At 73.0% G+C, this 17,419-nt stretch carries 21 protein-coding genes; 11 read left to right on the top strand and 10 right to left on the bottom strand.

What is annotated here, in order from left to right; translation table 11 throughout:
• Nucleotides 1-28: 28 nt before the first annotated feature.
• On the top strand, nt 29-190 hold the full coding sequence (locus tag AB5J87_RS02225; protein WP_369373298.1) for a hydrophobic protein: 162 nt from the start codon (nt 29-31) through the stop codon (nt 188-190).
• A 201-nt stretch (nt 191-391) separates the two neighbouring features.
• Here the strand turns inward: AB5J87_RS02225 and AB5J87_RS02220 are convergent, their stop codons facing one another.
• Nucleotides 392-1,486, bottom strand: a complete 1,095-nt coding sequence (locus AB5J87_RS02220) for a glutamate--cysteine ligase (protein ID WP_369373296.1) — start codon at nt 1,484-1,486, stop codon at nt 392-394.
• A 155-nt stretch (nt 1,487-1,641) separates the two neighbouring features.
• On the opposite strand from AB5J87_RS02220, the gene AB5J87_RS02215 reads away from it, so the two are divergent.
• Nucleotides 1,642-2,184, top strand: a complete 543-nt coding sequence (locus tag AB5J87_RS02215) for a DUF6328 family protein (protein WP_369373294.1) — start codon at nt 1,642-1,644, stop codon at nt 2,182-2,184.
• On the opposite strand, the gene AB5J87_RS02210 is transcribed toward AB5J87_RS02215, so the two are convergent.
• On the bottom strand, nt 2,181-2,618 hold the full coding sequence (locus AB5J87_RS02210) for an ATP-binding protein (RefSeq protein WP_369373292.1): 438 nt from the start codon (nt 2,616-2,618) through the stop codon (nt 2,181-2,183). The genes AB5J87_RS02215 and AB5J87_RS02210 overlap by 4 nt on opposite strands.
• A 209-nt stretch (nt 2,619-2,827) precedes the next feature.
• Between AB5J87_RS02210 and AB5J87_RS02205 the strand changes: the two genes are divergently transcribed.
• Nucleotides 2,828-3,664, top strand: a complete 837-nt coding sequence (locus AB5J87_RS02205; RefSeq protein WP_369383330.1) for a SigB/SigF/SigG family RNA polymerase sigma factor — start codon at nt 2,828-2,830, stop codon at nt 3,662-3,664.
• 72 nt (nt 3,665-3,736) lie between these two features.
• On the opposite strand, the gene AB5J87_RS02200 is transcribed toward AB5J87_RS02205, so the two are convergent.
• The 3 genes from AB5J87_RS02200 to gap all read right to left on the bottom strand — a co-directional run bounded on the left by AB5J87_RS02200 (nt 3,737) and on the right by gap (nt 5,818).
• Nucleotides 3,737-4,192 carry an ATP-binding protein gene (locus tag AB5J87_RS02200; RefSeq protein WP_369373290.1) on the bottom strand — a complete coding sequence of 152 codons (456 nt, stop codon included), beginning with the start codon at nt 4,190-4,192 and terminating at the stop codon, nt 3,737-3,739.
• A gap of 11 nt (nt 4,193-4,203) precedes the next feature.
• The gene (locus AB5J87_RS02195) at nt 4,204-4,602 is read right to left on the bottom strand and encodes an STAS domain-containing protein (protein WP_369373288.1); all 399 of its coding nucleotides are present in this window, start codon (nt 4,600-4,602) and stop codon (nt 4,204-4,206) included.
• 217 nt (nt 4,603-4,819) lie between these two features.
• On the bottom strand, nt 4,820-5,818 hold the full coding sequence (gene gap, locus AB5J87_RS02190) for a type I glyceraldehyde-3-phosphate dehydrogenase (RefSeq protein WP_369373286.1): 999 nt from the start codon (nt 5,816-5,818) through the stop codon (nt 4,820-4,822).
• Nucleotides 5,819-6,016: 198 nt separating this feature from the next.
• On the opposite strand from gap, the gene AB5J87_RS02185 reads away from it, so the two are divergent.
• The 6 genes from AB5J87_RS02185 (at nt 6,017) to AB5J87_RS02160 (ending at nt 10,784) form a co-directional block, all read left to right on the top strand.
• Entirely contained in the window at nt 6,017-6,976 is a 960-nt protein-coding gene (locus tag AB5J87_RS02185) for a GlxA family transcriptional regulator (protein WP_369373284.1), read from the top strand.
• A gap of 140 nt (nt 6,977-7,116) precedes the next feature.
• On the top strand, nt 7,117-8,055 hold the full coding sequence (gene bla, locus AB5J87_RS02180; protein WP_369373282.1) for a class A beta-lactamase: 939 nt from the start codon (nt 7,117-7,119) through the stop codon (nt 8,053-8,055).
• Between the two features lie 112 nt (nt 8,056-8,167).
• A complete protein-coding gene (locus AB5J87_RS02175) occupies nt 8,168-8,869 on the top strand; it encodes a DUF2470 domain-containing protein (RefSeq protein WP_369373280.1) in 702 nt (233 codons plus the stop codon).
• Between the two features lie 118 nt (nt 8,870-8,987).
• A complete protein-coding gene (locus tag AB5J87_RS02170; protein ID WP_369373278.1) occupies nt 8,988-9,338 on the top strand; it encodes an ArsR/SmtB family transcription factor in 351 nt (116 codons plus the stop codon).
• A 58-nt stretch (nt 9,339-9,396) separates the two neighbouring features.
• A complete protein-coding gene (locus tag AB5J87_RS02165) occupies nt 9,397-10,077 on the top strand; it encodes an NAD(P)H-dependent oxidoreductase (RefSeq protein WP_369373276.1) in 681 nt (226 codons plus the stop codon).
• Between the two features lie 158 nt (nt 10,078-10,235).
• Nucleotides 10,236-10,784, top strand: coding sequence for a hypothetical protein (locus tag AB5J87_RS02160; RefSeq protein WP_369373274.1), 549 nt, complete (start codon nt 10,236-10,238; stop codon nt 10,782-10,784).
• Between the two features lie 24 nt (nt 10,785-10,808).
• On the opposite strand, the gene AB5J87_RS02155 is transcribed toward AB5J87_RS02160, so the two are convergent.
• A complete protein-coding gene (locus AB5J87_RS02155) occupies nt 10,809-11,651 on the bottom strand; it encodes a helix-turn-helix transcriptional regulator (protein ID WP_369373272.1) in 843 nt (280 codons plus the stop codon).
• Between the two features lie 144 nt (nt 11,652-11,795).
• Here AB5J87_RS02155 and AB5J87_RS02150 point away from each other — a divergent pair, with 144 nt between their 5' ends.
• Nucleotides 11,796-12,542, top strand: a complete 747-nt coding sequence (locus AB5J87_RS02150; RefSeq protein ID WP_369373270.1) for an SDR family oxidoreductase — start codon at nt 11,796-11,798, stop codon at nt 12,540-12,542.
• Between the two features lie 89 nt (nt 12,543-12,631).
• Here AB5J87_RS02150 and AB5J87_RS02145 read toward each other — a convergent pair whose 3' ends face one another.
• Both AB5J87_RS02145 and AB5J87_RS02140 read right to left on the bottom strand, forming a co-directional pair.
• Nucleotides 12,632-14,017 (bottom strand): S8 family serine peptidase, encoded by a 1,386-nt coding sequence (locus AB5J87_RS02145; RefSeq protein ID WP_369373268.1) that lies wholly within the window; start codon nt 14,015-14,017, stop codon nt 12,632-12,634.
• A gap of 107 nt (nt 14,018-14,124) precedes the next feature.
• Entirely contained in the window at nt 14,125-14,577 is a 453-nt protein-coding gene (locus AB5J87_RS02140; protein ID WP_369373266.1) for a MerR family transcriptional regulator, read from the bottom strand.
• 74 nt (nt 14,578-14,651) lie between these two features.
• Here AB5J87_RS02140 and AB5J87_RS02135 point away from each other — a divergent pair, with 74 nt between their 5' ends.
• Nucleotides 14,652-15,776 (top strand): alkene reductase, encoded by a 1,125-nt coding sequence (locus AB5J87_RS02135; protein ID WP_369373264.1) that lies wholly within the window; start codon nt 14,652-14,654, stop codon nt 15,774-15,776.
• 73 nt (nt 15,777-15,849) lie between these two features.
• Here the strand turns inward: AB5J87_RS02135 and AB5J87_RS02130 are convergent, their stop codons facing one another.
• Both AB5J87_RS02130 and AB5J87_RS02125 read right to left on the bottom strand, forming a co-directional pair.
• Nucleotides 15,850-16,725 carry a polysaccharide deacetylase family protein gene (locus AB5J87_RS02130; RefSeq protein ID WP_369373262.1) on the bottom strand — a complete coding sequence of 292 codons (876 nt, stop codon included), beginning with the start codon at nt 16,723-16,725 and terminating at the stop codon, nt 15,850-15,852.
• A gap of 128 nt (nt 16,726-16,853) precedes the next feature.
• Complete coding sequence (locus tag AB5J87_RS02125; RefSeq protein ID WP_369373260.1) at nt 16,854-17,414, bottom strand: GNAT family N-acetyltransferase; 561 nt, start codon at nt 17,412-17,414, stop codon at nt 16,854-16,856.
• Nucleotides 17,415-17,419 lie beyond the last annotated feature (5 nt).

The following is a 17,419-nucleotide window of genomic DNA, read 5'->3' as shown; positions in this document are numbered from 1 at the left end:
GAACCTGGAAAGCTGGAGGTTGATTTCCATGGTTCCATTGCTTCTCGTGCTTCTGCTGGCGCTGATCCTTTTCGGTGTCGGCTTCGCCGTCAAGATCCTGTGGTGGGTCGCGATCGTCGTTCTGGTGCTGTGGCTCATCGGCTTCGTGGCCCGGCCCAAGGGCGGAAGTGGTCGCTGGTACCGCTGGTAGGGCGATCCGGTGGTTCGCACCACGGATACGCGGGGCCGCCCGGGCGAGAGCCCGGGCGGCCCTTTCCGCGCCATTGCGCGACCCAGTCGCGAATTTCCTCGTCCCGCTTTGGACATTTCCCGGAGGGAATCTCGGGAAAGGTCCGGGCCGAATGCCGATCGACCGCTCTGCCGGACGCTCCCAACATGGCCGGTTCCGGCTTCAGTTCGGCAGGCTCTGGGTCGTGATGAGGTCGATCACCGCGGGAATTCCCCCCGCGGCCAGGGCCTCGCGCTGACGGCCCGCGCCCGTGCCCTGGCGCAGCAGCCGGTGGAGCAGGGCATCGACCTCCCGGGCGTCGCCCAGGGCGTCCAGGGCGGGGCCGAGGTGCTGGGTCAGCAGGTACAGCACGTCACCGCAGCTGCTCAGCTGCCCGGCCGGGGCGACCAGCATCCCGTTCAGACCGTCCCGGGCGGCCAGCCACGTGGCGGCCTGGAGCAGCTCCCCCGGACAGCTGGGCAGGGGTTCGGCGTCCTTCTGCTCACGGATGGCGGTGGCCACCAGCGCCCGGACGAGCCCGGCCAGCAGCACCGCGTCGTCCACCCGCAGCTGTACGTCCAGACAGCGCACCTCGACGGTGGGGTACCGGTCCGACAGCCGGGCGTGCCAGTACAGCTGGCCGTGGTCGAGGGCGGCGCCCGCGGTGACCAGCGCCTCCGAGCGGGTCTCGTAGTCGCGCAGACCGTCGAACCGGGGCGGGGGGCCGCTGACCGGCCAGCGGCCGAAGACGAGGGTGCGCCAGCTGGCGAACCCCGTGTCGTGGCCGTTGGCCAGCGGGGAGTTGGCCGACATGGCCAGCAGCGTGGGCAGCCAGACCCGGATCCGGTTGAGCACGGCCACGCCCACCTCGCGGTCCGGCACCCCGACGTGCACGTGCATGCCGTTGATCAGCTGTTCGTCGACCAGCCGCCCCGCGGCCGTACGCATGGCCAGATAGCGGGGGTACGGGGTGATGGGGACGGGCTTGCCGTCCACCACCGGCGCGGCGGCGACGGCCGCCAGCCGGCATCCCATGCGCTGGGCGGCGGCCCCCACGACGTGCCGCAGACGCACCAGATGGCCGCCCAGTTCCTCCAGGGTCAGGCAGACCGGAGTGGCGACCTCCACCTGAGCCATGAGCAGTTCGGGCTGCACTTCCCGGTCTGTGGCCGCCAGCCCCAGACCCGCAGCTTCGCGCACGTCCTCCGAGCGAGGGACCGGGTGACCCGTGACGGGGTCCACCAGCAAATATTCTTCTTCGACCCCAAACGTGAGCATGACCAGCGTGTACCCCGCCACCACCGCGCGAACCGGCGGGGCGCGGGCGGCTCCCCCCGATTGCGCCGCGCGCGGGCGGGTACCGGTGCGGGGCGGCCCGCACACCCCGGAGCGGTCCGCCACGCGGGCGCGCCGCGGAGTGTCAGGAGAGCACGATGAACGAGGACGACGACGGGGCGGGCCGGGCCGACGAAGGACGCGACGAGACCGCCGAAGGACGGGCCGACCGCAAGTGGGGCGATCTCATCCAGGAGGTGAGGGTCGCCCAGACGGGCGTACAGATCCTGTTCGGCTTCCTCCTCACCGTCGCCTTCACCCCCGTCTTCCGCGAACTGGGCCGCGTCGACCACGCCATCTACGTCTGCACGGTCGTCCTCGGCTCGGTGACGACGGGCGCGCTGGTGGCCCCGGTCTCCTTCCACCGGATCCTCTCCGGACGCCACATCAAACCGACCGCCGTCGTCTGGGCCTCCCGGCTCACCGTGGTCGGGCTCGTCCTGCTGCTGGCGACGATGACCTCCGCCCTGCTGCTGGTGCTCCGGGTGGCCTCGCAGGGCGGACACTGGCCCTGGCTGGTCGCCGCCGTGGTGGCCTGGTACGTGCTGTGCTGGTTCGCGCTGCCCCTGTGGGTGCGCCACCGCCATACGACGCCGGGGGCGCGCCGCCCTCTCGACGGGCCGGACAAGAACACGTCCTAGGCCGACGGGGACGCCGCCACCTCGATCTCGAACCACACGGTCTTGCCCCGCCCGCGCGGCACCCAGCCCCAGCTCGCCGAGAGCCGTTGCAGCAGGTACAGCCCGTGCCCCGACGACCTGGCGGCCCGGTGGCGGCCGTGCGGGCGTGGGCGCCGCGGACTGTGGTCGCTCACCTGGACCCACACCGTGGCGCCCCGGTGGTCGAGGCGGAGCTCGTAGGGGGCGTCACCGTGCGTGTACGCGTTGGTGACGACCTCGGAGACCAGCAGCAGCGCGTCCTCGGCGGCGGCCCGCCCGCCCGGTCCGTACGGGGAGTACCACTCGTCGAGGGCCTGCCGGGTGAGGTCCCGGCAGCGGGCCACCACACCGGGCTGCCCGTCGAGGCTGAACCGGCGGCTCCGCGACGCTTGTCCCGTTGCTTCGACACTCGCCATGGCAGACGACTTCCCGGCGTCTCCGCCACCGAACCGCGAATCCGGATAAAAGCTGGCAATACGGGCATAAGGTCATGAGGACGCTCGGACGACGGACCCCCCTGCCATCCGGCAGGGCAGGCCCCCGCCCCGTCGAAGGAGCTCTCTTGACCAGCACTCGCGCAGCACCCCTCCGCACGGCACCGCCGCCCACCCCCTCGGCGCCGCTGATGCGCCGCCGCGCCTTCGACGGGATACCGGAGGTGGCCCGGCCGCAGAGCCTGGCCACCGAGGAGGCCCGGTCCCTCTCCCAGGCCATGTTCCGGCGGCTGGCCGAGCTGGAGGAGGGCACCCAGGAACACGCGTACGTGCGCAACACCCTGGTCGAGCTGAACCTCAGCCTGGTGAAGTTCGCGGCCCGCCGGTTCCGCGGCCGTGCCGAGCCGATGGAGGACATCGTCCAGGTCGGCACCGTCGGGCTCATCAAGGCCATCAACCGCTTCGACGTGGAGCGCGGAGTGGAGTTCACCTCCTTCGCGCTGCCGACGATCACCGGCGAGATGAAGCGGTTCTGCCGCGACACCAGCTGGGCCGTCCAGGTGCCCCGCAGGCTCCAGGAGGCGCGGCTGCGGCTGGCCGGGGCCAGGGAGCGGCTGGGCCAGGAGCTGGGCCGCCCGCCGACGGTGCCGGAGCTGGCCGCCGAGCTGGAGCTGTCCGAGGCCGAAGTCGTCGAGGGTGACCGGGCCGCCAACGCGTACGCGGCGCGCTCGCTCGACGTACCCGACGACGAGCGCACCGAGGACACCGCCGTCATGCGGAGCCTGGGGGAGGAGGACCCCGCCTTCGAGGTGGTCGAGTCCCTGGAGTCGCTCAAGCCGCTCATCGCGGCCCTGACCGACCGCGAGCGGACGCTGCTCTCGCTGCGCTTCGGCGAGGAGCTGACCCAGTCGGAGATCGGGGCCCGCGTGGGGCTCTCGCAGATGCACGTCTCGCGGCTGCTGACCCAGCTCCTCGACCGGTTGCGGGCCGGGCTCCTGGAGGACGGCCCGCCGCCCGGCGGAGCCTGACGGTCCTCGGAGGGCCTCCCTGAATCCGCGCCCGCGCGCTCCGGGCGAACGACGGGGGCTCAAGGACGGGCTCTATCGCCGTGCGCCGCCGGGCGGGCCGGACGGCAGGGAGACCTCCAGCCACACCACCTTGCCCGTCCCCTCGGGCACCGATCCCCAGCGCTCCGCCAGCCGGTCGAGCACCATCAGACCGTGTCCGCCGGGCAGCGAGGGCGCCCGGGGCCGGCGCGCGGGGACGACGGGGCTGGGGTCCCTGACCTCGGCGCGCAGCACTCCGGCGCGGTGGCGCAGCACCAGCTCCTCGGGGCCGCCCGTGTGCAGACAGGCGTTGGTGACGACCTCGGACACCAGGAGGAGGACGTCCTCGACCCGCTCCAGATCGGGCTCGTACGCGGTGGCGGTCCAGCCCCACGCGTCGAGCGCCCGCGCGGTGAAGTCGCGGCAGCGGGTGACGACCCCCTGCACGCCGCCGAGTTCCAGACGGCGGATCTGGCTCCGCCCGGCGGGCCGGGCGTCCGCGCCGTCCATCGCCCCCTCCGCTACCGCGGGGGCCGGTCGCCGAGCGCCGTGTCCAGATCCGGGTGGATCCGGAACACCGCGTGCGCGCCGGTGATCTCGAACATTCGGGCGACGGAGGGCTGGAGAGCCGCGAGCTCCACGCCGCTGCCGGCCGCCCGGGCGGCGCTCCGCGCGCGGAGCAGGGCGTTGAGCCCGGTCGAATCGCAGAACCACAGGCCGGCGCAGTCCACGACGATCCGTTCCCGGCCCGCCTCGATCTGCTGCGAGAGCGCGGCACGCAGCGGTTCGGCGGTGTCGTGGTCCAGCTCGCCGGTCAGCGAGAGCACCGCGACCCCGGAGACGGTCCGCGGCGTCACGGAGAACCGCCCGCCACCGGGCGGGCACCCCTGCGAAGGGGCGTCGGTCATGTCCGCGGGCATGCGCGCATCCCTCTCCCTCGGTCACCGCCCGTTGCTCCGGGGCGACCTCGTCGGACGGCGGCCCGACGGCGTCCGGGCCGTGGTCCCGGCCCGTCCATCGTGCCCGTCCGCGCGCACCCGCGCGATATCTGCGGGCGCGGGGAGTGGCAGGGTGCGGCGGTACGCGGAGGGCGGCGGGGCCGGACCACCGGCCCCGCCGCCCTCCGGGGTGCGGACGTCAGCGGCCCGCGAGCAGCTCCAGCGTGTCGATCACGCGGTTGGAGAAGCCCCACTCGTTGTCGTACCAGGCGACCACCTTGATGTGGCGGCCGTCCACCCGGGTGAGGGCCGAGTCGAAGATGGACGAGGCCGGGTTCCCGGTGATGTCGGAGGAGACCAGGGCGTCCTCCGAGTACTCCAGGACGCCCGCGAGCGGACCCTCGGCCGCGGCGCGGTAGGCGGCCAGCACCTCCTCGCGCGTCACGTCGCGCGCGACGGTCGTGTTGAGCTCGACGATCGAACCCACCGGCACGGGCACCCGGATCGAGTCGCCGGACAGCTTGCCGTCGAGGCCGGGCAGGACGAGCCCGATCGCCTTGGCCGCGCCCGTGGTGGTCGGCACGATGTTGACCCCGGCGGCGCGGGCGCGACGGGCGTCGCGGTGCGGGCCGTCCTGGAGGTTCTGCTCCTGGGTGTAGGCGTGCACGGTCGTCATGAACCCGTGCTCGATCCCGGCGAGTTCGTCCAGCACGGCGGCCAGCGGCGCGAGGGCGTTGGTGGTGCAGGACGCGTTGGAGACGATCGTGTGCGCCTCGGCGTCGTACGCGTCGTTGTTCACGCCGAACGCCAGCGTGACGTCGGCGCCGTCCGACGGGGCGCTGACCAGCACCTTCCGCGCGCCCGCGTCCAGGTGGGCCCGGGCGGCCTTGGCGGCGGTGAAGCGGCCGGTGGCCTCCAGGACGAGGTCGACCTCCAGCGCGGCCCACGGCAGGTCCGCCGGCTCGCGCTCGGCGAGCACCTTGATGCGGCGGCCGTCGACGACGAGGGTGTCGCCGTCCACGGTCACCGGCCGCCCCAGGCGCCCGGCCGTCGAGTCGAAGGCGAGCAGCCGCGCGAGGGTGGCGGGCTCGGTGAGGTCATTGACGGCGACGACCTCCAGGGCACTGTCGCGCTCCAGCAGCGCGCGCAGCACATTGCGTCCGATGCGGCCGAATCCGTTGATGGCGATGCGAGTCATGGGTGATGTCCGTCCCTTCGGTTCCGCTCCAGCCTCGCGCGCGGCGCCCGGCGGCGGCAGAGGCGTGAGCGCCATGGTTCGCAAGGATCTCGCCAATGCGCGGGCGAGGCCGCGCGGGCCGGGGCCCGGCGCCCGGGTCCACCCCTGCGACCTGCGGCGCTGTCCGGAAGCGGGCGGCCGTCCTCGTACGCTTTCCCCGTGCCGAACCCCTCCCGCCCGCGCCGCGTCGCCGTCCTCGTGCTCGAAGGCGCCAAGCCCCTGGACGTCGGAATCCCCGCGCAGGTGTTCACGACCCGCGCGAGCATGCCGTACGAGGTGCGGGTGTGCGGGGCCGAACCCGGGCCGGTGACCGGGGGTGACGGTCTGTCGTACGCCGTCGCCCACGGCCTGGACGCGCTGGAGTGGGCCGATCTCGTCTTCGTGCCCGGCTACCGCTTCCCGGGCCGTGAGGACCCGCCACGGGCCGTCCTGGAGGCGCTGGTCGCCGCCCACGCCCGGGGCGCCCGGCTCGCCGCGATCTCCACGGGCGCCTTCGCGCTCGCCGCCACGGGCCTGCTCGACGGCAGGCGCGCGACCACTCACTGGCACTACACGCGGGCCCTCGCCGAGAAGCATCCGCGCGTACGGGTGGACGCGAACGTCCTGTTCGTGGACGAGGGCACGGTGCTGACCTCGGCGGGCGCCGCCTCCGGCATCGACCTGTGCCTGCACATCCTGCGCGGCGACCTCGGGGTGGCCGCGTCCAACCACGCGGCCCGGCGGCTGGTCGCGGCGCCCTACCGCAGCGGTGGCCAGGCGCAGTACGTGCCGCGCAGTCTGCCCGAACCGCTGGGCGAGCGGTTCGCCGCCACCCGCGAGTGGGCGCTGCACCGGCTCGGTGAACCCCTCACCCTGGAGGCGATGGCCCGGCACGCGGCGGTGTCCGCGCGCACGTTCTCGCGGCGGTTCGTCGAGGACACCGGCTACACGCCGATGCAGTGGGTCATGCGCGCCCGTATCGACATGGCCCGTGAGCTGCTGGAGCGTTCGGAGCGGGGGGTGGAGCGGATCGCCACCGACGTGGGGCTGGGGACGGGCGCGAACCTGCGCCTCCACTTCCAGCGCGTACTGGGGACCACACCCACCGAGTACCGGCGGACGTTCGCCCGGGGGGAGTGAACGGGCCGGGCCCGCCCCGCCGTCGGCGGACGACGGCGTCCGGGTTCCCCCGACAGGATCGGGGCATGCGCCACTCGTTCCTGATCCGCGCCGACTTCCCCGGCGCACCCGGAAGCCGGACCGCACCCGGAGGTTGCCCCATGCCCCACTCCCGTACCCGACGTGCCGCGCTGGGCGGGCTCGCCCTGCTCACCGCCCTTCCCCTGCTGGCCTGCGCGCGGGCCGACGGCCAGGAGGCTTCCTCCCCGGCGTCGCGCGCGGCGGCCGGAACACCCGGCGCGTCTTCGGGCGAAAGGCCGCCCGTGGCCGATTTCAAGGAGCTGGAGCGCAAGTACGGGGCGCGGCTCGGGGTGTACGCGGTGAACACCGGCACCGGGCGCGAGGTGGCCCACCGCGACGGCGAACGGTTCGCCTACGCCTCCACGTTCAAGGCGCTCGCCGCCGGTGCCGTCCTGCGGAAGTACTCGCTGCACGGGATGAGCAGGCTGGTGAAGTACTCCAAGGACGACCTGGTGGCCAACTCGCCCGTCACCGAGAAGCACGTCGACACCGGGATGACGCTGGGCGAGCTGTGCGACGCCGCCGTGCGCTACAGCGACAACACGGCCGGGAACCTGCTGTTCGACGCGCTCGGGGGACCGAGAGGCCTGCAGAGCGCGCTGCGGGAGGCGGGCGACACGGCGACCCGCGTCGAGCGTCGCGAGCCGGACCTGAACCAGTGGACGCCGGGCGCCGTGCGGGACACCACCACGCCCCGCGCGCTGGCGGACGACCTGCGCGCGTTCGTCCTCGGCGACCGCCTCGGCGCCGGTGAACGGGCCCAGCTGGCGCGGTGGCTGCGCACCAACACCACCGGGGACGAGCTCATCCGGGCCGGGGTCCCCAAGGGCTGGACGGTCGGTGACAAGACCGGCGCGGGCGGTGTCTACGGCATCCGCAACGACATCGCCGTGGTGTGGCGGCCGGGCGGCGCGCCCATCGTGATGGCGGTCCTGACGAACCGGGGGAACGAGGACGCCGACTACGACAACAGGCTGATCGCGGACGCGGCGGCGGTGGTCGTCCGGTCGGTGTCGTAGGCACGGGCGCGGGGCGGCTGGGGAGGCGGTGGACGGCCGTGCGGCGGCTGGCCGTCCACTCGGGATTAGGTTAGGTTAGGCAAACCTAAGTTACTGGTCCTGGAGGGTCCGCATGAACCATTCCCCCAGCCGTGCCGGGGCGCCGTCGGCCGCCGAGCGCGTCCGCTCGATCCTGGCCTCCGCCCACTCGATGACGGTGTTCAGCGACGGCCGCCGCCATGAAGTCCGCTGGCTGGACGGCCTGGGCTCGACGGGGCAGTTCCATCTCCACGCGCCGTTCGAGAGTGCCGGGGCCGCCTCGGGGTCCCGCGTCCCGGTCCGGCTGGAGCTCACCGACATCGCCCCCACGCGGGTGCGGGACCGGGTGCGTGCCCGGGTCGCCCTGACCGGAGTGCTGAGCGCGCCCTACGACCCGGATTCGGCCGAAAGCACCTGCGTGGAATTCGGCCAGGGGGTGCTGGAGGACGCCGGTGGCCGTACGTACGTGGGCCTCGCCGAACTGGAGGCGGCCGAACTCGATCCCGTGGCCACGGGTGAGGCGGCCCTGCTCACCCATCTCGTCGACGGTCACGCCGACCTCCTGCCCGAACTCCTGCGCCTGGTCCGGCCGAGGGCGCGGGGCGGGGCGAGCCGGGTGGTGCCGGTGGCCCTGGACCGCTACGGGCTGACCCTGCGGCTGGAGTACCGGCGCTCCCACCGCGACGCCCGGGTCGACTTCCCGTCCCCCGTCCGGCACGTCGACGACATCGGGTACCAGATCCAGGCCCTGGTGGCGGCCCGCCGCCTCTCCCACGTGGGTCATCCGCTGCCCTGATGGACAAGTCGGGCCGTGGCGCCGCCCGTTCTCCGCTCCGGAGCCGCCCGCCCGGAGCCGGAGGACGTATCGAGATATCGTGGTGTGTCGCGACGATGTCTGGTGTGAGGGGTGGCGCATGGCCGCAGCGGCGGTGCCGGGTACGGAGCCGGGGCCCGGTCCGGGGGATCTGGTCGAGGTGTTCAAGGCCCTCGGCAACCCCGCCCGGCTCCAGATCATGCGGTGGCTGAAGGATCCGGACGCGCACTTCGCCGCGTACGAGCCGATCGCGGACCGGCGGACGGTCGGTGTGTGCGTGACCCACATTCAGGCGAAGTCGGGACTGGCCCAGTCGACCGTCTCCAGCTATATGAGCACGCTCGAACGGGCGGGGCTCGTGCGGTCCACCCGGGTGGGCAAGTGGACCCACTACCGGCGCGACGACGAGCAACTGGCTCGGGTTTCGCGGGAGTTCGGCGCCACCGTCTGAGCGCGCGCACCCCCTCACAACATATTGACGAATCGCGATGTGTCGATATGATCTCCTCATGTCGAACTCCGCCGCCGTGCGCCGCGCCCTGATCGTCCACGCCCACCCCGAGTCCCGGTCGTTCAGTACCGCCCAAATGGCCACCGCGGCCCAGGCGTTACGCGACGCCGGGTACGCGGTCGACGTGCTCGACCTCTACGCCGAGGGCTGGGCCCCCGTCCTCGGCCGCGAAGACTTCGCCGGGACCGAGGAGTACTTCAAACCGCAGGCCGAGCAGCGCCGCGCGGTCCAGGACGGCACGCTCGCCCCGCGCATCCGGCACCACCTGGAACTGCTGCTCGCCGCCGACCTGCTCGTGCTGTCGGCCCCGCTGTGGTGGTTCTCGCTGCCCGCCGTCCTCAAGGGATGGGTGGACCGGGTCTTCGTGATGGGCGGGGTGTTCGGCGGGGACCACGGGGTCTTCGACGAGGGCGCGCTCGTCGGGAAGCGGGCGATGCTGCTGCTGACGACCGGCGGCTCCCGCGAGTCGTTCCGGCCCGGCGGCGGGTTCGGGGCGCTGGACGACTTCCTCTTCCACATCCACCGCGGCATGTTCGAGTTCGTCGGCTACGAGGCCGTCCAGCCCGTGGTCACCTACGGACCGGCCCGCCTGACCGCGCAGGAGAGGGCGGCGGCCCTGGACTCGGTGCGCGAATCCGTCGCCCTCGTCGCGGCCGGTTCACCCGTCACGGCCGGCTGAGGCGACCGCCGAAGGCCCAACCCGCCCCGTTCCGCGCCCTATCGACGATATTCGCCGTCGGCCGAAAGGCTTGGCGCCCGGGGCCCGATGCGCGGTGCACTGGCTCACAGCAGCGGGCCGCCGTCCAGCGGCGGCCCCATCGACGTCACCGTCAGGAGATGAGCCGCATGGCCCTGTCCCACCGGACCGGACGCACTCTGCAGGGGATCGCCGCCGTGTTCGCCGGGGGCGCGATCGCCCTGTCGGGCGTCGGCACCGCCCAGGCCGCCGCACCGGCCGAGGCCCGCGCACAGCCCATGGACGGCGGTACCTGCACCGGCAACTGGCACTACATCGGCAGCCCGGGCAACTTCTCCATGTACGGCACGTACGCCGGGCAGGTGCAGCAGCTCTGGGACTCCTCCTGCAACCAGATCCAGGCCCACTGGCAGTGGGCGGAGTCGTTCCGCAACGCGCACAAGTCCGCCACGGCCTGTGTCGCCCTGGTCTCCCCGACCAGCGGCGTGGTCGGCCCGTACCACTGCCTGCCGATCAGCGAGAAGAACGTCTCCGCCTACGAATGGGTGCACGACGCCAACCCCGACGACTGGCGCGCGCAGGCCAACGTGTGGACCGCGGACCGCAATTGCTACAACGACGCCTGGGGCACGGACCACTGGTACGGCGGCGCCGACTGGGCCGCGCCCCACGACGGCGGCGGGTGCTGAGCGGGCCGGCCGCGGGACCCGCCCTCAGACGGGTCCGGGCGACGACTGCCGTGCCGTGGCGGCCAGGGTGCCGAGCAGGGTGAGCGCCTCGGCGCTGCGGCTGCCCGGCTCCGCGTGGTAGATCACCAACTGCTGCCCGGCCGCGCCGCGCACGTCGAAGCTCTGGTACGTCAGCGACAGCGGACCCACGTCGTCATGGACGAGCTCCTTGACGTCGTGGGTCTTGCCGCGCACCCGGTGCGAGCCCCAGAGCGCGCCGAACTCCGGGCCGGCCGCGCACAGCGACCGCACCAGGGCGTCCAGCCTCGGGTAGCGCGGGGTGAGGCCGCCCGACTGGCGCAGCGCGGCCACCGTCGCCTCCGCCACCCGGCCCCAGTCGGCGAAGAAGGCGGGCGCGGCCGGGTCCAGAAAGGTCATCCGGGCCAGGTTGTCGGCCTTCTCGAAGGGGGAGAACAGGGCTTCGGCCAGCGCGTTGGCGGCCAGCAGGTCCAGGGCCGGGCCCAGGACGAACGCGGGAGTGTGCGCGTATCCGTCGAGGAGCTGGCGCAGCGCGGGCGCGACCGTCTCGCACGGGTGCGCCGCCAGGTCGGCGGGCGCCGTGCCCGCGAGCCGGTGCGCGTGGTCGCGCGCCTCGGCGTCCAGCCGCAGCGCCCGGCAGACGGCGTCCAGGAGCTGCGCGGAGGGATGGCGCTCGCGTCCCTGCTCCAGACGCGCGTAGTAGTCGCTGTTCATCCCGGCCAGGACGGCGACCTCCTCGCGGCGCAGCCCGGCCACCCGGCGCTGCCCGTAAGTGGCGAGGCCCACGTCGGCGGGCCGCAGGCGCGCGCGGTGGGCGCGCAGGAATTCCCCGAGTTCGCTGCTGGTCATGGAGCCAGGTTACGAGCGGGTGCCGGCCCGCTGCCTGGGTGTGCCGTACCCAGGCAGCGGCTGCCCTGGCCCGGCCTCGCGCCACCGTCGAGAGTTCCGGTGAACTCCCGTACGGGACGACCGAAGTGGAAGAGGCGGGAAACGATGGCACCGGACACCAAGACCGTACTGATCACCGGAGCGAGCAGCGGGATCGGCGCGGCGACCGCCCGTCGGCTGGCGGCGGACGGCCACCGGGTGTTCCTCGGCGCCCGCCGCACCGACCGGCTGGCCGACCTCGTCGAGGAGATCACCCGGGAGGGCGGCACCGCGGCCTTCCGCCCGCTCGACGTGACCGACGCGGCGGACACGGCCGACTTCGTGGCGCGGGCCCGGGCCGTCTTCGGCGGCGTCGACGTCCTCGTCAACAACGCGGGCGTGATGCCGCTGTCGCGGCTGGACGCCCTGCGCACCGACGACTGGGACCGCATGATCGACGTGAACGTGCGCGGTGTGCTGCACGGGATCGCCGCGGCCCTGCCCGTGATGCGGGAGCAGGGGAGCGGGCACGTGGTGAACATCGCCTCCGTCGGCGCGTACGAGGTGTCGCCCACCGCCGCCGTCTACTGCGCCACCAAGTTCGCGGTACGGGCGGTCTCCGAGGGGCTGCGGCAGGAGTCGGGCGGCGCCGTCCGGGTCACCGTCGTGTCCCCGGGCGTCACCGAATCCGAGCTCGCCGACCATCTGACGGACCCGGTCGCCCGGGAGACCATGCGGGTCTACCGCGCCGTCGCCCTGCCCGCGGAGGCGGTGGCTGCGGCCGTCGCCCACGCGATCGGGCAGCCGCCGCAGGTCGATGTGAACGAGATCGTCGTCCGGCCGGTCGTGCCCGCGGCCGTCGCCGCGATGTGAGCCTGCCCGCAAGGCCCGGCAACGCGCCTTCGGGGCAGTGCTGTTGGCGGGCGGGGCGTGGGGCCCGGTGCGGGCCCCACGCCGGGCACTCAGTGGTGCCGGCTCGTCCGGGCCAGGGCCCGGACGAAGCGGGTGGCGTCGACGGTGCCGACGCCGGTCGCCATGTCGTAGCCGTTGACCGCGGTGTAACCGGTCACGCCCTTGTAGCTGTTGTTCGTGCCGTCGTTCACGTCGACCAGACCGCTGGACGGCTTGTAGCCCTCGTGCTTGTACAGCGCGTACAGCGCCTCGTTGAGGTCGCCGAGGCGGCGGCCGGACGCCTGGTCGGCGAGCGCGACGATGCCGGAGAAGAGCGGGCACGCCTCGCTGGTGCCGCCGGACACGTCCCAGCCGACGGCGGTCGGGTCGTAGCTGGAGTAGATCCAGGCGCCGCCGTTGACCGCGGCCGACATCGAGACGTCGGGGGTGGCGCGGCGGTTGCCGACCACGCCGCGGACCCCGTTCTGGAACTGGGGGCGGCCGAAGACGTGCGACTGGCCGCCGCCACCGGCTCCGTTGTCGTTGTACACGCTGTCCCGGCGCACGCGGTTGCCGTGGTCGTCCAGGTGGAGCTGGGTGCCGCCGATGGAGGTGACCAGCGGGTCGGAGGAGGGCCAGGAGTTGACCGGCTTGGTGTAGTAGCCCTTGCCGTCCGCGGTGTTGTCCGTGGCGCCGCCGTCGCCGGAGGACGCGAGCACCGTGACCTTGTGGGCGGCGGCGTCCTTGAACGCGTACCGCAGCTTCTGGATGCTGGAGAAGTCACCCTTGTCGAAGCCGGGGAAGGTGTTCTCGGTGGCGCCGAAGCTCTGGCTGATGACGTCGCCCACACCGCGGTCGATCATCGCCTTCTCGGCGTCCATCATCTCGGGCAGGCCGGTGACGCCCTCGGTCTCGGCGACCGCCGTCTCGACCAGCACGATCTTCGCGTCGGGCGCCACCGCGTGCGCCATCTCGACGTCGAGGGTGGACTCGCCCGCCCAGCCGGTCATCTCCTCGTTCTTCGGGTCCCACTGGGGGACCTTGCCCCACTTGACGACCTCGACCTTGGCGCTCTTGATGCCGAACGTCTTGCTGTACACGTCCAGGTCGTGCTGGATCGTCGGCGAGCCGAAGGAGTCCACGATGACGATCGTGCGGCCCTTGCCGGTGATGCCCGCCTTGTAGAGCGGGTTGAGGTTGTACGCCTGGCGGTACTGGAGCGGCCCGTAGCAGGCGATCTTCCACTTGGCCTGGCACTGCTCCGAGGTGAGCGGGCTGCCCACGGCGTGGACCAGGGCGTGCCCGGCGACCGCCGGAACGGCGCGGGTGTGCGGGGCCGCGGCGGGCGCGGCGGTGGCGGACCCGGTCAGCGGGACGGTGAGCGCCGCGGCGGTGGCCAGGGCGGTGGCCCCGAACGCCGCGGTGGCGGCACTCGTCCGGGAACGGGGTATGCGCATGATGCTCCTTCTTGGGGGGTGGCGCCGCACGAGGCGGCTGCCGCGATCCCATCCGGTGAGTCATGCGCAGGACAAGAGTAGTTGTCCTTCGATATCGAACGCTTTACCTAGGAGCGAGTCTTTTGCCGCTTCCTGGCCATCTCATGGGCCACCTCCCCGGCCACCCGCCCGTGCGCGGCCGGTGGCGGCGGAGCGTCTTCGCGCGGCTGCGCCGCCAGCTCCATCACCTCGTCCAGGACCTCGCGGGAGCGCAGCAGATCGGCGATGAGCCGGTCGATGCGCCGCCGCTCCTCGGCCAGTTCGGCGACCAGGCGCTCGGTGGCCCGCGCCGAGGGTCCGCCGTCCGCGTCCCGCATACAGGGCAGCAGGGCGGCGATCCTGGTGCTGTTGAGGCCCGCGGCGTACAGGGCCTGGATGCGGATGACCCGGTCGACCGCCCACTCGCCGAACTGGCGATGGCCGCCGGGCGTGCGCTCGGCCGTGAGCAGGCCCTGCTTCTCGTAGTAGCGCAGCGAACGCTCGCTCACCCCCGTGCGCTCGGCCAGCTCTCCGACCCGCATGTCTCCCCCTGCCCGCGGACGGGAGCGCCCGTCCTCTTGAACTTGACACCTGTGTCAGCTTCTACGGTACGGGCATGAAGCACACAGCGGTCAACCCCAGCCTCTTCACCCCCACCCTCCTCGGACCGACGCACCTGCCCAACCGGCTGGTGATGGCGCCCCTGACCAGGAACCGGGCCGACGCCGACGGTGTGCCCGGGGAGCTGATGGCCACCTACTACGCCCAGCGCGCCTCGGCCGGACTCATCATCGCGGAGGGCACCACCCCCAATGCCACCGGCCAGACCTACCCCCACATCCCCGGCATCCACAACGCGGCCCAGATCGCCGGATGGCGGCAGGTCACCGACGCGGTGCGGGCCGCCGGGGGAACGATGTTCCTCCAGCTCCAGCACGGCGGCCGGGTGGGGCACCCGGACAACAGCGGACTCGTCCAGCACGCACCCTCGGCGATCGCGCTCCCCGAGACGGTCCACACGCCCGCCGGACGCCGACCGGCCGTCGTGCCGCACGCCATGACCGTCGACGACATCCACGCCACCGTCGCCGACTTCGCCCAGGCCGCCCGCAACGCGGTCGCGGCGGGCTTCGCCGGAGTGGAGGTGCACGGCGCCAACGGGATGCTGCTGCACCAGTTCCTGTCCGAGAACACCAACCGGCGCGACGATGCCTACGGCGGTCCGGTCGCGCACCGCGTCCGCTTCGCCGTGGAGGTCACCCGGGCGGTGGCCGACGCGATCGGCCCCGAGCGGACGGGCCTGCGGATATCCCCGGCGAACACCGTCAACGGCATCGAGGAGGGCGACACCGAGCGCATCTACGCGGAGCTCGTCGGGGCGCTGTCGGACCTGGGCCTCGCCTATCTGCACCTGGAGCTCGCCGACCCCCGGCAGCCGTTCTTCACCCGTCTGCGCGAGACCTGGCCGGGCACGCTGATGGCCAACCCCGACCTCGGCCCGACCGTGCCCGCCGACGGCGGACGCGCGGCCGGAGAGCGCCTGCTGGCGGCCGGCGCCGACGTCATCGCCCTGGGCCGCGCGTTCCTCGCCAACCCGGACCTCGTGGAGCGCCTGCGGACCGGTGCGCCCCTGAACGAGGTGCGCGAGAAGTACACGATGTACGTGGGCGGCCCGACCGGGTACACCGACTACCCCACCCTGCGCGAGGCGAACGGACTCGTCGCCGTCCGTGCCGGCTGAACCCGCGCCCTCGCCCAAGGGCCACGAGCCCGGTCGGGCCGGCCGTCCTGCCCGGTGCGGGCGGCTGCCCGGCTCAGGCCCGTACCGCGTCCGAGAGGCGTACGAAGGTGTAACCCTGGTCCAGCAACCGGGGTACGGCCGCGCTCATCCCGCGTGCCGTGCCGCCCCGGGGCTGGTTCATGTGGCCTATGACGACCGATCCCGGCCGCACCGACCGCATGGCCTGCTGGACCTGCTCGGGGGTGAAGGTCGCGCCGCCGTCACCGTTGACGTCGAAGGAGGCGAACCGCTCCCCGAGCGCGGTGACGACCCGGGCGGCGACGTCGTCGCAGTAGGCCGTACCCGAACGGAAGAAGCGCGGCGGGTGGCCCAGCAGCCCGGTGAGTTCGGCCCGGTTGCCCGCGACCTCGTCGTACACCTCACCCACGTCGCGGGTGCCCGGTATCCGGTAGGCGGAGCGGCCGGACACCGAGAGCGGGAGGTGGCGCGTGCCGTGGTTGGCCACCTCGAAGAGCGGGTCGGCCGCCAACTCCTTGAACAGGGAAGGGTTCTCGTCGATCCACCGGGAGTTGAGGAACAAGGTGGCGGGCACGGAACGTCGGCGCAGGAAGTCGACGAGCGCCTTGTCGTACCCGCTGCCGCCCTTGCCGCCGCAGGCGTCGAAGGTCAGGGCGGCCACCTTCCCGGTGACCGGCAGCCGCGACAGCGCGCCGCTCACCCGCAGACCCCAGTGGGTGGGTTTCGTCCTGCCGTACCGGGCGACGATCTCGGCCCGGGTGGGAACGGGTGGCGTCGGCGCGGTGGGCCGGGGGGAAGGTGCCGGTGCGGCGGTGGTCGGTGCGGGCGGTTGCGGGGGAGTGCCGCTGGGCGCGGAGGCGGTCGCCCCCGAGCACCCGGAGAGCACCCCGCTCGCCGCGATGGCCAGCACTGTTCGCCGACGCACAGCCATCGGACGTTCCTCCACATCAACCGGCGAGAATCACCGCGCCGGGACCCGTTCGCTCAGGGCCCAGCGTAGAAGGCCGCGGCCCGCCGACCGCGCCCGGGGCCCAGTGGGCGGCCGGGAGGGGGCCGGTGCTACCGCTGCCGCTCCCACGTGGCCCGGGTGAGTTCGTACTCGACCTCGCCGTGCTCCGAACCCGGGATCGCCTCGGGCCAGTCACCGGTGAAACTCCGCAGGAACAACAGACCGGACTTCTCCATCACCCGCCGGGAGCGTGTGTTGACGGTCATGGTGTTCGCCGTGACCCGCTCCACCCCGAGGTCGGTGAACCCCTTGTCGACGAGGGCCACCGACCCCTCCGTGGCGTACCCCTTGCCCCAGGAGGCCCTGTTCAGCCGGTAACCGAGCTCGACGACGGCACTGCTGTCCTCGTCGAGAGGACGGAACTCGAACCAGCCGAGGAAGGTCCCGCTGCTCTTCTCCTCGGCGGCCCAGAAGCCCCGCGTGCCGGAACAGGGATGGTCGTGCAGCAGCCGCGGCAGCACCCGCTCCTGGACCGCCTCGCGACTGGTGGGCCGACCACCATTGATGAACCGCGTCACCTCGGGGTCGTTGTCCAGCGCGAAGAGGTGCCCGGCATCGGCCGGGGTGAAGGACCGCAGCCGAAGCCGCTCGGTCTCGAGGAAGACAGTCATGCGGT

This window comes from Streptomyces sp. cg36, assembly GCF_041080675.1.
Classification (GTDB): Bacteria; Actinomycetota; Actinomycetes; order Streptomycetales; family Streptomycetaceae; genus Streptomyces.
The sequence above is the reverse complement of the archived record's forward strand: the minus strand, read 5'-3'. Positions and strand labels throughout refer to the sequence as shown.

Bases quoted from the DNA above. Each gene is read 5' to 3' on its own strand.
- AB5J87_RS02175 (WP_369373280.1), top strand. From the start codon at position 8,168: ATGAACCATTCCCCCAGCCGTGCCGGGGCGCCGTCGGCCGCCGAGCGC.
- AB5J87_RS02145 (WP_369373268.1), bottom strand. From the start codon at position 14,017: ATGCGCATACCCCGTTCCCGGACGAGTGCCGCCACCGCGGCGTTCGGG.
- AB5J87_RS02130 (WP_369373262.1), bottom strand. From the start codon at position 16,725: ATGGCTGTGCGTCGGCGAACAGTGCTGGCCATCGCGGCGAGCGGGGTG.
- AB5J87_RS02150 (WP_369373270.1), top strand. From the start codon at position 11,796: ATGGCACCGGACACCAAGACCGTACTGATCACCGGAGCGAGCAGCGGG.
- AB5J87_RS02220 (WP_369373296.1), bottom strand. From the start codon at position 1,486: ATGCTCACGTTTGGGGTCGAAGAAGAATATTTGCTGGTGGACCCCGTC.
- AB5J87_RS02210 (WP_369373292.1), bottom strand. From the start codon at position 2,618: ATGGCGAGTGTCGAAGCAACGGGACAAGCGTCGCGGAGCCGCCGGTTC.
- AB5J87_RS02205 (WP_369383330.1), top strand. From the start codon at position 2,828: ATGCGCCGCCGCGCCTTCGACGGGATACCGGAGGTGGCCCGGCCGCAG.
- bla (WP_369373282.1), top strand. From the start codon at position 7,117: ATGCCCCACTCCCGTACCCGACGTGCCGCGCTGGGCGGGCTCGCCCTG.
- AB5J87_RS02195 (WP_369373288.1), bottom strand. From the start codon at position 4,602: ATGCCCGCGGACATGACCGACGCCCCTTCGCAGGGGTGCCCGCCCGGT.
- AB5J87_RS02125 (WP_369373260.1), bottom strand. From the start codon at position 17,414: ATGACTGTCTTCCTCGAGACCGAGCGGCTTCGGCTGCGGTCCTTCACC.
- AB5J87_RS02135 (WP_369373264.1), top strand. From the start codon at position 14,652: ATGAAGCACACAGCGGTCAACCCCAGCCTCTTCACCCCCACCCTCCTC.
- gap (WP_369373286.1), bottom strand. From the start codon at position 5,818: ATGACTCGCATCGCCATCAACGGATTCGGCCGCATCGGACGCAATGTG.
- AB5J87_RS02170 (WP_369373278.1), top strand. From the start codon at position 8,988: ATGGCCGCAGCGGCGGTGCCGGGTACGGAGCCGGGGCCCGGTCCGGGG.
- AB5J87_RS02200 (WP_369373290.1), bottom strand. From the start codon at position 4,192: ATGGACGGCGCGGACGCCCGGCCCGCCGGGCGGAGCCAGATCCGCCGT.
- AB5J87_RS02160 (WP_369373274.1), top strand. From the start codon at position 10,236: ATGAGCCGCATGGCCCTGTCCCACCGGACCGGACGCACTCTGCAGGGG.
- AB5J87_RS02165 (WP_369373276.1), top strand. From the start codon at position 9,397: ATGTCGAACTCCGCCGCCGTGCGCCGCGCCCTGATCGTCCACGCCCAC.
- AB5J87_RS02155 (WP_369373272.1), bottom strand. From the start codon at position 11,651: ATGACCAGCAGCGAACTCGGGGAATTCCTGCGCGCCCACCGCGCGCGC.
- AB5J87_RS02215 (WP_369373294.1), top strand. From the start codon at position 1,642: ATGAACGAGGACGACGACGGGGCGGGCCGGGCCGACGAAGGACGCGAC.
- AB5J87_RS02225 (WP_369373298.1), top strand. From the start codon at position 29: ATGGTTCCATTGCTTCTCGTGCTTCTGCTGGCGCTGATCCTTTTCGGT.
- AB5J87_RS02140 (WP_369373266.1), bottom strand. From the start codon at position 14,577: ATGCGGGTCGGAGAGCTGGCCGAGCGCACGGGGGTGAGCGAGCGTTCG.